15 protein-coding genes and 1 pseudogene are annotated in these 14,913 nt (G+C 64.3%); 9 read left to right on the top strand and 7 right to left on the bottom strand.

Annotated elements, in window-relative coordinates; all coding sequences use genetic code 11:
• Positions 1–77: 77 nt before the first annotated feature.
• The 3 genes from CH276_RS20520 to CH276_RS20510 form a co-directional block, all read right to left on the bottom strand.
• Complete coding sequence (locus tag CH276_RS20520; protein WP_254924350.1) at positions 78–1,478, bottom strand: sensor histidine kinase; 1,401 nt, start codon at positions 1,476–1,478, stop codon at positions 78–80.
• 1 nt (position 1,479) lies between these two features.
• A complete protein-coding gene (locus CH276_RS20515) occupies positions 1,480–2,139 on the bottom strand; it encodes a response regulator transcription factor (RefSeq protein ID WP_094631520.1) in 660 nt (219 codons plus the stop codon).
• Positions 2,140–2,266: 127 nt separating this feature from the next.
• Complete coding sequence (locus CH276_RS20510; protein WP_094631519.1) at positions 2,267–2,914, bottom strand: hypothetical protein; 648 nt, start codon at positions 2,912–2,914, stop codon at positions 2,267–2,269.
• Between the two features lie 117 nt (positions 2,915–3,031).
• Here CH276_RS20510 and CH276_RS28550 point away from each other — a divergent pair, with 117 nt between their 5' ends.
• Positions 3,032–3,187 carry a hypothetical protein gene (locus CH276_RS28550; protein ID WP_176459362.1) on the top strand — a complete coding sequence of 52 codons (156 nt, stop codon included), beginning with the start codon at positions 3,032–3,034 and terminating at the stop codon, positions 3,185–3,187.
• Positions 3,188–3,214: 27 nt separating this feature from the next.
• Positions 3,215–3,973: a hypothetical protein gene (locus CH276_RS20505; RefSeq protein ID WP_094631518.1), complete on the top strand. Its 759-nt coding sequence runs from the start codon at positions 3,215–3,217 to the stop codon at positions 3,971–3,973.
• A 209-nt stretch (positions 3,974–4,182) separates the two neighbouring features.
• On the opposite strand, the gene CH276_RS20500 is transcribed toward CH276_RS20505, so the two are convergent.
• Entirely contained in the window at positions 4,183–4,620 is a 438-nt protein-coding gene (locus CH276_RS20500) for a DoxX family protein (protein WP_441344235.1), read from the bottom strand.
• A 61-nt stretch (positions 4,621–4,681) separates the two neighbouring features.
• Here CH276_RS20500 and CH276_RS20495 point away from each other — a divergent pair, with 61 nt between their 5' ends.
• The 4 genes and pseudogenes from CH276_RS20495 (at position 4,682) to CH276_RS20480 (ending at position 9,970) form a co-directional block, all read left to right on the top strand.
• The gene (locus tag CH276_RS20495) at positions 4,682–5,974 is read left to right on the top strand and encodes a competence/damage-inducible protein A (protein ID WP_094631517.1); all 1,293 of its coding nucleotides are present in this window, start codon (positions 4,682–4,684) and stop codon (positions 5,972–5,974) included.
• A 69-nt stretch (positions 5,975–6,043) separates the two neighbouring features.
• Positions 6,044–8,626 (top strand): annotated as a pseudogene (locus tag CH276_RS20490) (AMP-binding protein).
• Positions 8,617–9,216 carry a sulfite oxidase-like oxidoreductase gene (locus tag CH276_RS20485; protein ID WP_094631516.1) on the top strand — a complete coding sequence of 200 codons (600 nt, stop codon included), beginning with the start codon at positions 8,617–8,619 and terminating at the stop codon, positions 9,214–9,216. Before CH276_RS20490 ends, CH276_RS20485 begins: the two are co-directional and overlap by 10 nt.
• A 1-nt stretch (position 9,217) precedes the next feature.
• Positions 9,218–9,970, top strand: a complete 753-nt coding sequence (locus CH276_RS20480; RefSeq protein WP_094631515.1) for a ferredoxin reductase — start codon at positions 9,218–9,220, stop codon at positions 9,968–9,970.
• 11 nt (positions 9,971–9,981) lie between these two features.
• On the opposite strand, the gene CH276_RS20475 is transcribed toward CH276_RS20480, so the two are convergent.
• Positions 9,982–11,364 (bottom strand): alpha/beta hydrolase, encoded by a 1,383-nt coding sequence (locus tag CH276_RS20475; RefSeq protein WP_141214758.1) that lies wholly within the window; start codon positions 11,362–11,364, stop codon positions 9,982–9,984.
• Positions 11,365–11,392: 28 nt separating this feature from the next.
• Positions 11,393–11,881, bottom strand: coding sequence for a nucleoside deaminase (locus CH276_RS20470; RefSeq protein WP_094631513.1), 489 nt, complete (start codon positions 11,879–11,881; stop codon positions 11,393–11,395).
• 109 nt (positions 11,882–11,990) lie between these two features.
• Between CH276_RS20470 and CH276_RS20465 the strand changes: the two genes are divergently transcribed.
• Entirely contained in the window at positions 11,991–12,566 is a 576-nt protein-coding gene (locus tag CH276_RS20465) for a GNAT family N-acetyltransferase (RefSeq protein WP_094631512.1), read from the top strand.
• Positions 12,567–12,729: 163 nt separating this feature from the next.
• A complete protein-coding gene (locus CH276_RS20460) occupies positions 12,730–13,596 on the top strand; it encodes an alpha/beta fold hydrolase (RefSeq protein ID WP_094631511.1) in 867 nt (288 codons plus the stop codon).
• Here the strand turns inward: CH276_RS20460 and CH276_RS20455 are convergent.
• Complete coding sequence (locus CH276_RS20455; protein WP_094631510.1) at positions 13,583–13,999, bottom strand: MerR family transcriptional regulator; 417 nt, start codon at positions 13,997–13,999, stop codon at positions 13,583–13,585. The genes CH276_RS20460 and CH276_RS20455 overlap by 14 nt on opposite strands.
• A gap of 128 nt (positions 14,000–14,127) precedes the next feature.
• Between CH276_RS20455 and CH276_RS20450 the strand changes: the two genes are divergently transcribed.
• Positions 14,128–14,853 (top strand): SDR family oxidoreductase, encoded by a 726-nt coding sequence (locus CH276_RS20450; protein ID WP_094631509.1) that lies wholly within the window; start codon positions 14,128–14,130, stop codon positions 14,851–14,853.
• Positions 14,854–14,913 lie beyond the last annotated feature (60 nt).

Raw genomic sequence — 14,913 nt, 5'->3', positions numbered from 1 at the left:
ATCGGCAACCGAAGCCTCCCTACTGTGACGGTAAGCACAGCCCGGAACCAAGCCGTTTCGGATTTCCTAACACTCCCTTAGGAAACGACTTTCGGAAGGTGCAGTTCGATCCGCAGTCCCACTGGCCGACGCTCCATGACCCGGAGGGATCCGCCGGCTCGCTCGGTCAGGGCGTGGACGATCGACAGACCCAGACCGGTACCGTCGCCGTGCGAACCGGACGCTCGATAGAACCGATCGACGACCTTGCCGAGTTCGTCGGTGGGCACGCCCGGTCCGTTGTCGGACAACCACATCGTGACGTCCGCGTCACTGCTTCGATAGTCGATCTCGATGCCGGAGCCGGAGCCGGCGTACTTGGTTGCATTGCTCAGCAGAGCGTCGAGAATTCGAGTCAGGTCGTCCTCCGACATCGCAACGCGACAATCCGCATCGGCATCCGGCTCCGAGACGTGAACGGTCATTCCCGCCACGACTATCGTGCTGGACCAGAATTCGACTCGATCTGCGACAACCGCACCGAGATCGCAGCCGGGAGACCGGGTGCTCGCCGGGGTTTCGGCAGCTGCGAGAACGAGCAGACCTTCCACCACGGAGCTCAAACGATCCACCTCGAGTGTGGTCCGCCGGTGCGCATCGGTTGCCGAATCCGGCACCCGCATTCCCAGAACGTCCATCCGAATTCGCAATGCTGCCAGTGGGTTCCGGAGAGAATGGGCGGTGTCGGCCACCAATCGACGTTGCGCAGCGGTGGCGGCCTCGACGTCGTCGGCCATGGCCTCGAAGGCACTGGACAGCTCACGCACCTCCGGTGGCCCGACGTAGGGCACCGGCTCGAGTCGGTGCGACCCCTCGACCGACACCTGATCGTGGAACTTGTCGCCGAACGAATGGACTCGCGAGGACAATGCGCTCAGCGGACGAACGACCCAGCGCGACAAAGCAACAGCGATCACCGCGACCGTCGCGAGGATCAGCATGGCACCGACAGCGATGACCACCCAGGCAATCGCGACGTCCCTGCGCGCAGAATCGGTGGACGCCTCGAGCACCACTGCGCCGTCCACTTGCGTTCCCCCACCGACCGGGGCGGCAATCAACACCGAGGAATCCGACCACGGCGTCAGACTCGACGGTAGGTCTCCGCGCTGATTGCGCAGCGCTCCTGCCACCGACTGCTGGACGTCGACACTCTGCACGTCCAGGCCTGATTCCGCCCGCACCCCTCCGGTGCGATCGACGACGGCAACTCCCTCGTCGTACAGACTGTTGTAGCGCTGCAACGATTCTTGGATACGGGCTACACCGGATTCGTCTTCTCGCGAGCTGAGTTCCGCAAAGAACGATGCTGCGGCGGCCCGATTCTCGCCGAATCGTTGGGCTCGTTCGCGACCGACCAACAGCGCGAGGGGAACCGACAGAGCAAGCACGACCACGGTGGAGTAGATCATCAACACCAAAAGGACACGCCGCCGCACGTCAGGTATCCCAGCGGTAGCCGAAGCCGCGGATCGTGACGATGGCACCCGGGCGAGAAAGCTTGGAACGCAACGCCGTCATGTGTACGTCGAGCGTTCGTGAGATCGCGACGTAGGCGTCACCCCAGATGGCGTCCATCAACTGTTCCCGGCTCACTGCTTCACCGCGTCGCGTCACGAGATGAGCCAACAGGTCGAACTCCTTGGTGGTCAGCGCAACAGCGCGTCCGCCGACTTCGACGGCACGGCCGGAGAGATCGACGACGATGTCACCGAGCGTCAGCCTGTCGGCCGTGGGTTCGGTGGCCGCGCTTCGGCGATGCGCGGCCACCTCGAGTCTCGCGTGCAATTCACCCAATCGAGCCGGCTTGACGACGTAGTCGTCGGCACCGCCGCGTAGGGCCCGCACCACCGAGCGCTCGTCGTCTCGCGCCGTCAGCACCACCACCGGAACCGAACTCAGCGTCCTGAGCTTTCGAAGAACGTCGAGGCCATCCATGTCGGGCAGTCCGAGATCCAGCAGCACGATGTCCATCTCGTGATAGCCGAGCAGGGCGTCGGCACCGCGGCGCATGCGGACAGGCGTGTGCCCCACCTCGGTCAACGCGTCCACCAACGCATCGCCGAGTCCGTCGTCGTCCTCCACCACAGCTATTCGCATCGAACTCAAGATAGGCCACTGGACGCGCGCGGACGTGACTGTTCACCATCGGGTGTCATCCGCGGGATGCCGCCGGTGAGTGACGGTAGTGAACGCACGGCTGCGGCCCGTGGGAGCACCCAGTTCGTCAGGCAGGTGTACTTGCGCGAAGTCCGGGTGCCAGAGCGATATCGATGACTTGCTCGAGCGTCAGTACACCCTTGGCGTTCACGTCGATTCGGGTGCCGTCGAGCGCGCTCGCAACGACGCGAGTCGTGTGCGTGCTGTCCTGGATGTCGAGCACAGTTCCGTCTGATTGCGTCGACCGCTGGTCGACGAAGCCCGCGAAGCACGGACCAGCGGGCTGATCGGACAACCCGACGGTGACTGTCAGCGTGCCGGTCCGGTTGCCGACGGTGACGGTTCCGAGCGCGTCGGCCTGGCCGTCGAGCGACTGCCGTACTGCGCCCGCGTCGAAACCGAAGGTCGGTGCGAACGGTTCGGGTTCGACGGTCGCTCCGGTGGGAAGTGCCGCGATCAGGGCATCGGTCATCGACTGTGCTTTGGAGTCGAATCTCCACGGCACTTCGGAGTTGTCGGCGTCGCCCTCGATGGCGAATGCGTAGTTCACTCGCACCGAGTCCTCGGGCTGAACGACCTCCGCGCAACCTGGAATCGTGATCGGGTCGGGCTGCGGTTCGTGCAGCAGTCCGGCAACAACCGTGCCGACAGCAACAATCCCGACGATCACTGCAACCGTCGACCACACCGAGCCCCGTGCGCCTGTCGATGTCATACGGTCCTTGTCATTTTCGGAACGTTGCGTGTCGCGGGGTGTAGTTCTGTGCTCACTGGGGCACACCCACATTGTCCAACCTATGGCGACTCCTCGCCCCGACCCTGTGGAGACTTCATGACAATGCCGACCGACGCAAGCGATGCAGTTCCGTCCGAAGGCAGCAACGACGGCCCACGCGAGCACACCGCCGAAACGGACGCGGTCGAGGGCGCACACGTGGACGACGAGAACGTGCCACACCCTCCCGAAAACGGCAACGTGCAGAACTGAACCGCGAGTCGACGGCATGATCGGTACGTGATCACGAACCCGTCCGTCGAACAGTTTCGCAGGTTGGCGCAGTCGTCACCGTGGCGGTGGAAGACCGTCGAGTTCGAGCTCCTACCTTCTCGCCACACACTGCCGGTGCACGCATGGATTCGTCGTCCTGGAAACATGCGCGTGGAGGACGCCAAGGGCAAGGTTGTCGAAAGAGTGTGCGCTGGTGTGCCGTTCGCCGACACGGTCGTGCAGTACTCGGACGGTGCATGTAGTCCGGCGGAGGGGCGTTGGCCGTCGGACACTTCACCGACGTTCGACTCCGACGGCCTCGTGTCTGCTCTGCCGTCCATCACCGATTCATGGCTCGTGGATTACGACGATCCGTTCTACGAGAACTACCAGTGGATCGCCATGCTCAACCCGATCGAACTCACCCGCTCTGCTCACGATCATTCGTCCACCGAGACGGTCACGGAACTGTCCGAGGTGAGGGCCGTCGAGCATCACGGCCGACCGGCCTGGCAGGCGACTGTAGTCACGACGAACCGATACGACGCCCGATGCGAGTGCTGTGCTCTGCTGAGCGGGCACTACGACTTCGAGGCGGACCACTGGGTCCCGGGACCACCGGAAACCGTGCGACTGGACGTCCAAACCGGCATCTGCGCCTACGTCGGCGCTCTTGGCGACAAATCGACCACAGCACCGTACCTCGACCTGACGATCATCGCCGTCGACGCTCGGATGGACGACCATCTGTTCACGGGCGGTGGCCGCGCGGAAGAAGCAACCTGACCGGTGGCCGGATTCGAGCTCGAATTGCACGGCCGGCTTGCCCGAGTTCGACTCGTGGACAACGAAGTCGCGGCAAACGCGCGCGCATTCGCCAGGCGCGCGCAGGTTCATCGACGATTCCGCGAGCTTTCGGCGAACGCGCACGCGTTTGCGGCGGACAGGGAGAAGCTCGGCCACCCGAGCGAACGCGCGCGCGTTTGCGGCGATCTCTATGTTCGGCGCAACGGAATGATGCTGCGAACCCGCTCGTCCCGCAGCCACAGCGCACCCCACGCGACGATTCCCACGTAGATCGCGAAGAACACTGTGCTCAGCAGCGGCTTCTCGACGCGCCAATTGGTCAGCACCGCACCGCCGAGATAGCCGGTGAGCACGATGGCACCCAGGATCGACGTCACGGGAACTGCGTAGAGAACCAAGATGACGAGCATGACGATGCCGGTGATCGGCGCCATTTCGTCGCGCAGACCGAGGTCGACCGACGCATCCTTCACCACCTGCAGATTCAGAATGTGGCTGATCGCGTCGAACAGAAGAAAGACGATCACGAGGATCTGTAGAACGAGGCCTATCCGGGGGGCGATCTTGCCCGGCGTTGTGGTGTGGGTGGTGGTCATGGCTGCCTCCTCGGTAGCGGTAGATGTCATGTCTTGGACCCGGGCCAACCGCAAAAGTCATCGCCCGCGCCCCGATCAGTAAGGTCGAGGGATGACTGTGCGAGCAGGTGTGGTGGTCACGGGAACCGAGGTTCTGGCCGGTCGCGTCACCGACCGGAACGGCCCGTGGGTGGCTCAGCGACTTCTGGAGATGGGGGTCGACGTCGCCCACATCACCGTCTGCGGTGATCGCCCGGACGATCTGACTGCCCAGGTTCGGTTCCTGGCCGATCAACGCGTCGACTTGATCGTCACCACCGGCGGTTTGGGTCCGACCGCCGACGACCTCACTGTCCCGACCGTCGCCGCGCTGTACGGTCGCAAATTGACACTGGACACCGAGCTCGAAGATCGCATCCACGCGATCGTGCAGCGGTGGCGAAGCCGAATGAGTTCTGCAGCCGACTCCGAGCCGCTGCGCGCCGGTATCCGAAAGCAGGCGATGGTTCCCCTCGGCGCGCAGTCGATTTCACCGACCGGAACCGCACCCGGGGTAGCGATACCCGCCGACGACTCCAGATCACTGCCCGCCGTCCTCATCCTGCCCGGCCCACCTCGCGAACTGCAGGCAATGTGGCCGGAGGCACTCGACAGCGCACCCGTCGCCGAGGTTCTCGCCCGCCGCACGCACATGCGTCAGGACACCATTCGCGGCTATCGACTGTCCGAGGCCGACCTCGCCGCAACCCTGCGGACAGCCGAAAGCGAAATTGCGGGATTCGGCGATCTCGAGATCACCACCTGTCTGAGCCTCGGCGAGCTCGAAATGGTGACCCGCTATACCGAGTCGGCGAGAACTGCCTACGCCGATCTCGAACGTCTCATCGAAAAAATCCATGGCACACAGGTCTTTTCGACCGACGGTTCCACCATCGACGACATCGTGGCACACCGTCTGTCCGGGCATCGCATCGCCACGGCAGAATCGTGCACCGGAGGGATGATCGCCGCACGTCTCACCGATCGCGCAGGATCGTCGGCGTACGTCATCGGCGCGGTGGTGTCCTACGCCAACGAGGCCAAGACCGGCCTGCTCGACGTCCCCGCCGAGGTCATCGAGCAACACGGAGCCGTGAGCGAGCCGGTGGCCGCGCTGATGGCCGAAGGCGCGTTGAACCGACTGAACGTCGACATCGCGGTATCGACCAGCGGCGTCGCGGGACCGGGTGGGGGCACCGAGGCGAAGCCGGTCGGCACCGTCTGTTTTGCCATCGCATCCACCGGCCAACCGACTGTCACCCGCACCCTTCATCTCCCCGGCGACCGGGCAAGTGTGCGTGCACTGTCCACCACCGCGGCAATGCACATGCTCGCCGACGCATTGGAGCCGGCGACCGACGCCTGAAGCATGCTGCGCACTGCCGTCTAGTTAGGTTCGGCATTCCTTATATAGACTCCGTCGGTGCTCAGCGAGATGACCTACCTCGACCGCCCCGGTGTGCGCTTCGCGCGCGACCTCGGCCGCTTCGGTGACGCCCCTGCTCTGATCACGACCGACGAGACGCTCACCTACCGTGACCTCGACGAACGCGTCGAGCATCGGGCATCGGAACTCGGAACGACGCGTCGTCTCGTGGTGATCGCCGGTTCCAACGACGTCGACGTTCTCGTCACGTATCTGGCGGCGCTGCGGGCCGGGCATCCGGTGCTGATGGCTCCAGGCGAGAATCCCGCCCACTTCGATGGCCTGATCGACGCCTACCGGCCCGATGTGGTGGTGCGCACCCTCGACGGCCGCAGCGTCGTCGACAAGGACGACCGACGGCCCGCGCGCCACCTGCACCCCGACCTCGCGTTGCTTCTGAGCACGTCCGGCTCCACCGGTTCACCCAAACTCGTCCGACTCTCACACCGAAACGTGCAGTCCAACGCCGAGTCGATCGCCGAATATCTCGGCATCCGCGGCACCGACCGAGCAGTGACGACCCTGCCCATGCACTACTGCTACGGATTGTCGGTCGTGCACAGCCACCTCCTACGCGGTGCCGCGTTGATTCTGACCGATTCGTCCGTCACCGATCCCGACTTCTGGACCCTCGTGCGGACTCAGCGCGGAACGACGTTCGCGGGTGTGCCGTACACCTTCGATCTGCTCGACCGGATGGGGTTCGATCAGCTGGATCTGCCCGATCTGCGCTACATCACGCAGGCCGGCGGCAAGATGCCGCCGGACCGCGTCCGAAAATACGCAGAGCTCGGTCGACGTCGGGGATGGGACCTCTTCGTCATGTACGGGCAGACCGAGGCAACGGCCTGAATGGCCTATCTGCCATCCGATCTGGCCGTCACTCACCCACACACCATCGGCCGTCCGATTCCCGGGGGAGCCTTCCGACTGGAGACGGTCGACGACTGTCCCAGTGGGACAGGCGAACTCGTCTACTCGGGGCCGAACGTCATGCTCGGCTACGCCGAGAGTCCCGACGACCTTCGCCTCGGTGACACCCTCGCCGGCGAACTGCACACCGGCGATCTCGCGCGACTCACGGACGACGGATTCTACGAGGTGGTGGGCCGCCGAAGTCGATTCGCGAAGGTCTTCGGCCTGCGTATCGACCTGCAGCGCGTCGAGTCAGCGCTCGCGCAACATGGGTTCACGGCATGCTGCGCCGGTGGTGTCGACGAGCTGGTCGTCGTCATGGAGGGCGGAGACATCGACGCCGTCCGCCGCACAGCCGCGGACACCAGTGGTCTTCCCGCTGCAGCGGTTCGGGTGTGTCTCGTCGACCGAGTGCCGCGAACGCCCACCGGCAAACCCGATCTGCGAGCGGTGGCGGACATCGCTGCCCGGCAGGATCTCGTCACATCGGACACCGTCCCACCTACCGCCGATGTGAAGGCTCTGTTCGCCGAGATCCTGCACTGCTCACAGGTGGAGGACGACAGTACGTTCGTGAGTTTGGGCGGTGACTCGCTGTCGTACGTCCGAATGTCCCTGCGGCTGGAGGCCATGCTCGGCCATCTGCCCGAGAACTGGCACACCACACCGGTTCGAGACTTCGATCGAGGTCCGCGCTCACGCCGCGGCTGGCGCCGAGTGGAGACGAACGTTCTGCTGCGCGCCCTCGCGATCCTGCTGATCGTCGGCTCGCACATTCACCTGTTCGCGGTACTCGGCGGGGCTCACGTGCTTCTCGGTTTTGCCGGCTACAACTTCGCCCGCTTTCACCTCGGGGCTGCAGATCGCACCGAACGAACACGACGTGTGCTCCGAAGCGTCGCCCGGATAGCGATTCCCAGCATGGTGTGGATCGGACTCGTCATTGCCCTCACCGGGGACTATCGAATCACCAGTGCATTTCTGCTCAACGGGATCCTGGGCCCGGACGGGTGGTCCGCGGAATGGCGGTACTGGTTCGTCGAGGCGATCGTGTACATCGTGCTCGCCGCTGCCGCGACACTGTCCGTTCCGTGGCTCGATCGGCTCGAACGTCGTCATGCGTTCTGGTTCCCGATGGGCCTCGTAGGCCTCGGACTCCTCACCCGGTACGGGCTGGTCGACATCGACGACAGCCCCAACCGCATCCTGACCGCGTCGGTGGTCTTCTGGTTGTTCGCGTTGGGTTGGGCTGCGGCGCAGGCAAATACGATTCGGCAACGACTGTGGGTGACGGTAGTCATCGCGGCCACGGTTCCCGGGTTCTTCTTCGGAGACACGCAACGAGAAATCATCGTCACCATCGGCCTGTGCATGGTGGTATGGCTGTCGTCGGTTCCATTCCCCGCGTTGCTGGGCCGGGTGGCAGGAGTTCTGGCGAGCGCCTCCCTCTTCATCTACCTCACCCATTTCCAGGTCTATCTGCCGCTGCGCGACGACCATCCCTGGCTGGCATTCGCCCTGTCGATCGTCGTCGGGATTCTCTACTGGCAGGCGGTCGAATTCGCACTTTCCCTCCGCAGTCGAATCGTCGACGTATTCGCGGGCCTCCCGAGAACATGCGCGTCCGACTTGTCAGACTCCCGACCACGAGCGCACAATTTGGCACCATGGCATTGATCTCGAAGGGCTTCGTGGGCCGACGACGCGGCGACGACGGGCGCACTCCCCCCGGTCAGTACCTGACCAAGGACTTTCCCGTCCTCGCGATCGGGCCCGCGCCGGTGGTCGCGACCGACACGTGGTCCTTCTCGATCGCCACCGAACGCGGCGACACTCGAAGCTGGACCTGGGACGAATTCGCGGCACTTCCGCACGAGAGCCCGACCGTCGACATCCACTGCGTCACCAAGTGGTCGAAGCTCGATACGACGTGGAAGGGCGTGAGCCTGGACGTTCTGTTGGACGGACTCGACACCGATGCCGGGTACGTCGTGGTACACGGCTTCGACGGCTACACCACCAACCTCCCGCTCGAAGACCTCAGGGATGGAAAGGCCTGGCTGGTCACCGAGTTCGACGGCGCTCCACTGGCTCGCGAACACGGCGGTCCCGCAAGGCTTCTCGTTCCGCATCTGTACTTCTGGAAATCCGCGAAATGGATCTCACGCATCGAGCTCACGCTGGAGAACGAGCAAGGCTTCTGGGAGCGTGGTGGATACCACGACTACGGAGATCCGTGGCGCGAGCAGCGATACCAGGGCGACTGACGTGACATCGACGGCCGGGGCGAAACCCTGGCTCGTTGCCACGGTGGCGGCCGTGCGGCGTGAGACACCCACTGCGTCCACCCTCGTTCTCGACGTCGACGGTTGGCCCGGCCACCTTGCCGGGCAGCATGTGGACGTCAAGCTCACCGCCGAGGACGGCTACAGCGCACAGCGAAGCTACTCCTTGGCGTCGGCACCCGACGGCACGTCGCGTATCGAGATCACGGTGCAGAACGTCGCGGACGGCGAGGTGTCGCCCTACCTGGTCGACGTCGTCGAAGCCGGTGATCGCATCGAAATCCGCGGTCCGGTGGGCCGATGGTTCGTCTGGCGGCCGTCCCAGCCCTCAGAGAGACCGTCCCCGCCGATCCTGTTGGTGGGTGGCGGTTCCGGCATCGTCCCGCTCCGCGCGATGGTTCGCGCGCAGGCCTCCGCGACGGGCGGACGGGTGCCGTTCCGGGTGCTGTACTCGGTGCGCGAACCCGCGGAGGTCTACTTCGCGGACGAGTGGGCTCGCCCTCCGGCGGGCGTGGACATCACCATGATCCACACGCGGCGCGCTCCTGCCGTCAACGCACGACCCCTCGGCCGCATCACGATCGAAGACCTCGACGCCCACGGATGGCCGGCGGAGTTCGAACCACGCTGCTACATCTGCGGTCCCACGAGCTTCGTCGACACCGTGGCCGACATGCTGGTGGAGCGGGGCCACTCGGCCGCGAACATCCGAACGGAACGTTTCGGACCGAGCTGAAGGGCGATGAATCAGACGATGCCGCGGAGAAACTCGATCTTGAGGCGGCTGTAGTCGTCGGTCCACTGTGAATCAACCGACATGAACGAGTGGTCGAGTCTCGCCTGATTCTTGCTGTACAGGTTCAGGCGATTGGCGACGCCCATTCTGTCCAGCTGGGCGCTCAATTCGGCTGCCTGGTCGGGAAAAGTCCCGGTGTTGCCGTCGGAGATGAAACTCGGTGGAAAGTCGGCGGTGACATTGTCGATGACGTTCGCCTCCGCCAGCAGTGCGGAGTCGGTGGTGTCGAGATAGCTTCGTGCAGCGATGTCGAAGAAGAAGCCGTTCGACGGGCTCGGTGATTGCGGTGCGCCCGCTCTACCGACATCGAGGGCTGCACTCTCCAACACGATCGCCTTCAGAGCGCTTCGGTCCATGGTGGGTTCGATACCCAGTGCTCGCGCGTACTCGGAGTTGGTCTGCACGGTGGCGTAATTGCCCACGATGTGACCACCCGCGCTGGTTCCGGCGAGCACGACGCGACTCATGTCGAGTCCGTAACGGTCGGCGTTCGTTTCCAGGAACTGCATGGCCTGGCCCAGTTGTATTGTCTGCGTCGGGAATCGGTAACTCGGTGCGAACGCGTAGTTCACCGACACCACGTTGTAGCCGGCGTCGAGCATGGGGCCGGCCCACGACGCACCGGCGGAATCTGCGCTGGGAGCACCATCGGTTTTGTCGCCGACGATCCAGCCACCACCGTGAATCGTGATGTATGTGGGCCGGCCGACCGATGGATCGTCGTCGGCGATGTAGATGTCGAGGAACGAATTCGGAAGCGTCGAGCCGTATTCGACGTCGTTGGTGAGGCGCGCACCGTCGACCACTGTCGTCGCAGTCCGGGCGTCGGCCTCGAAGGAATTGCTCTGCCCCACTGCATGCAGGGATCGAACCAGCGGAGCCGGACTGGCCGCCGTGCCGACGACCACCGCCGAGACCAGCAATGCAACAGCTGCAGCGACGCCGACCGGGATTGCGGTGGCCACCCTCCGCCTGGAGGCCCTCGAACGGCCTACCCACGCCGCCGCGAGCACGAAGAAGCCGAGCACCGTGGCCGCGGTCAAGGTCGTGACCCACAGTGCGTGAAGGCCCGTCACCAACCATGCCGCCTGAGCGACCACGACGACACCGCCGAGCGCGGTTCCCAGCGCGGCGGGCTTACCGGCGCAGGACAAGCGCACCAGAGCGATCGACACGACAGCCACGGCGATGACCCACAATCCCACCGCGAGCTGCTGCCGGATGAGGACGAACTCGAGCCACGCGAGTACGACGCCGGTGCCGCCGGTGGCCGCGAGCGCAGTCGTCATCGCTCTCGAACGACGCGCTGATCCGCCCTCGATGCCGTCCGGCACAGTCTTCCCCTCTTCGTTCGCGAGTGCGCTACCGAGCAGACGCGTGACGTTGCCTGTGCAGTTCGCGAACGGTGTCGCCGAACTCGGCCACCGGACCGTCCACAACTATGCCCGGCACGATTTGTTCGATGGGCGACGCCGTGATTGCCAGTGGTGCAGCACCGAATTCTTCGAGCCACGTGAGCAATTGAGCCGTCGATGTGGCGTAGACGATGCGACCGAGTCCGACGATTCCGAGGCTCGCAGCACACATCACGCAATGCTCACCGGAGGTGTAGACCGTCGCCGATCGCCGCTGATCGGCGTCCAGGTTGGTCGCAGCCCACCGCGACAGTGCGATCTCGGGGTGCTGGGTGGGATCGTTCAGGTCGCCGACCCTGTTCCTGTCCTCGGCCAACACTTCACCGCTGTCCGACACCAACAGCGAGCCGAACGGATCGTTGCCCGTTCGCACTGCGTCCGTTGCCAGATCCACGGCCCGGGCCAGGAATGCACGGTCGCTCGCGGAGATGTTCACACGGCACCGGTGCCGACGATCGAAGTTTTCACGCCCTCGACCGTACCGTCTCGAAACACACCGCCTGCTGGACCAGTAGTACAGCACCGCCGCTGGGTATGGTCGGCGGGTGAGCTTCTCGGTACGGCCTGCCACGTCGTTCGCGGACGTGCGTGCGATTCTCGGCCCGAAGAATCCGACCTCGTCGGTGTGTTGGTGCCTGAGTCACCGCATCGATTCCGCGACCAACAGGTCACTCGTCGGCCCGGAACGCGCCGCGTACGTCGAGAAGCTGACCCGACGAAAAGTCGCGCCGGGTGTGCTGGCCTACGACGGAGACGAGGTGGTCGGCTGGGCTGCGGTCGCGCCGCGCGCGGAGTTACCGTTCGCGCGGTCCAACAAGATTCCGCACGTCGACGATCTGCCGGTCTGGACGGCCTGGTGCTTCCGAGTCAAGGCCGGCCACCGCCGTCGCGGGATCGCGCATGCGTTGTTGGACCGTGCGGTTCGGTTCGCAGCCGATCACGGCGCTCCCGCGATCGAGGGCTATCCGGTGGACAACAAGGGTGCGAAGGTCGACCTCACGATGGCCTACGTCGGCACCCGCGGGTTGTTCGAGTCGGCGGGCTTCGAGTTCGCAGCCGAGACGACGTCTGTATCCGGCGGTATCCCGCGGGTGATCATGCGAAAAGACCTGCGCCGCTGAGGTGATGCGTCCTACCCAGCGCCGACCCACATCGTTGCACCTTTCCGCGAGCGGTTCCGGCCGACCTGGCGCCGCGGTACGGATGATCCAGCCATAATTCGACAAGCACAGTGGGTGTGAGATCCATGTCGCCTGCGATGGGCTTCCCATACTGTCTGCAGACATGACCATCGATCGAGTACCGGTATCCGGCGGGCACCTCGCCGTCGAAACACACACCGGCACCAGCGAGCCCATCCTCGTGGTGCACAGGGTCTCGAGCCAGCGCATGCTGTGGAGCTGGCTGCGCGCCGAGTCTCCGCACCTGACACTCGTCGCCCCGGACCTTCGCGGCAGAGGTGACAGCGTGGACGTCACCGGACCGTCGTCGTTGGCGCAGCACGCAGACGATCTCGACTCCGTTTTGGATACATTGGGGCTCGACGCGGTGCACGTCTGCGGAATGTCGATGGGTGGATTCGTGGCGGTCGAGTTCGCGGCCCGGTACCCGTCCAGGGTGAAGAGTCTCATCCTCGTCGACGGGGGCGTGCCGGTGGCTCCGCCCGCCGGCCTCACGCAGGAGAACGTTGCCGCGGTCTTCTCGGACAGGATCGCTCGAACTCAGCAGCACTGGAACGACATCGGCGATTACATCGAATTCCTGGTCTCGACGTCGTTGCCGCTACTCGACCCCGCCGATCCGCTCTTGCGAACGTACGCCGAACATGATCTGTTCGACGGATCGGTCCGGCTGTCGTCCGATGCGGTCGTCGCAGACGCCACGGACGTCTTCTTCGGTGCCTCTCGGTTCCGGGAACTGACGATGCCGATTCGATTCCTGCACGCGCAGTGGAGCGTTGGCACCGATTCCGCGCCGATGTACTCGAGCCAGATCGTCGACGCGCTCGACCTGACGTCCATCACCGCGATGCCGGGACTCGATCACGCCGGGACGATCATGACTGCGGTCGGTGCGGCCGCAGTGGGAGAAACGATCGACGAAGCAATCGACGCGGGTGCGGATGGAGTCGGGCAGTTCATCGATGCATAGCAGATGCGTCGGCCTCGAACGGTGCCCATGGGGTGTCTCGAAGCGCAGGACAGTGTTCGGGTGTCGGGTTGTGTGCAATGTCGATCATCCGATCGAGGACGTCACGCGTGGCGGCCAGATCTGCCATGTCCGCGGTGATTCGATCTCGTTCGATTCTCATGATCTCGAAGGCCTCGGGCGAGCTCTGGCCGCTGTCTATACACGGCAGTAGTTGCAGAATCTTCCGACTCGAAAGACCAGCGGAGAAGAGTTGCTGGAGTAACTTCACCCGCTCGACGGCAGACTCGGCGTAGACACGTTGTTCGCTGGAGGTGCGTTCGGACGCCAGCAAGCCCTGCTCTTCGTAGTAGCGAAGAGCTCGCGTGCTCACTCCTGCCAGGTGTGCCACCTCGCCTATACGCATCCAGTATCTCCCTCGGAGCAACGTTCGATTTTCGGACTTGCCCTTGACGTTAACGTGAAGTTTTAGCCTTGTCGATATCGGACCGATCAGGACCGAAAAAACGAAACTCGCGAAGAAAGCAAGGTTCCATGGACTTCTCCGACCAGATCGCCCTCGTCACCGGAGCCAACCGCGGCATCGGCCGTCACTTCGTCCTCGAACTACTCGATCGAGGCGCGAAAAAAATCTACGCGACGGCTCGCAGACCCGAAACGCTCGACTTCGACGACAACCGGGTGGTGCCGTTGACGCTCGACCTGCTCGACAGCGAATCGGTAAGAGCAGCGGCGTCGGCGGCGTCCGATGTCACACTGCTCGTCAACAATGCGGGCATCTCCACCGGCGCCGCGCTCGTCACCGGTGACCTCACCGAGGTTCGGCGCGAGATGGACACACATTTCTGGGGCACACTGCACGTCGTTCGGGCATTCGCCCCGGTGCTCGCAGCACAGGGTGGCGGTTCGATCGTCAATATCTTGTCGGCTCTATCATGGTTCGCCACAACGGGATCCGGTGCCTACGCTGCCGCGAAGGCCGCCGAATGGAACATGACGAACGGAGTACGCCTGGAACTTGCACCGCAGGGAACTTTCGTACAGGGCGTACTTCTCGGCGCTGCAGATACCGACATCGCCGCCGGATACGACGGACCGAAGATCGATCCCCGCACAGTGCCGCGTGCCGCCCTGGACGGTCTGGCGGCCGGCTCCATCGAAATCATCGTCGACGAATGGACCGATATGGTGAAGTCCTCTCTCGCCGGCGATCCCGCAGCTTTCTATGCACAGATGGCCGAACTACTCGGAGCGAACTGACTTTCCAATCCAACTCCCGCCCGCCACCGAAAGGCGCTGGGCGCGGCCATACGGGTCCGA

It is taken from the genome of Rhodococcus sp. 06-470-2 (assembly GCF_002258235.1).
Taxonomy (GTDB): Bacteria; Actinomycetota; Actinomycetes; order Mycobacteriales; family Mycobacteriaceae; genus Rhodococcoides.
This window is presented reverse-complemented; position numbering and strand designations above follow the sequence as displayed.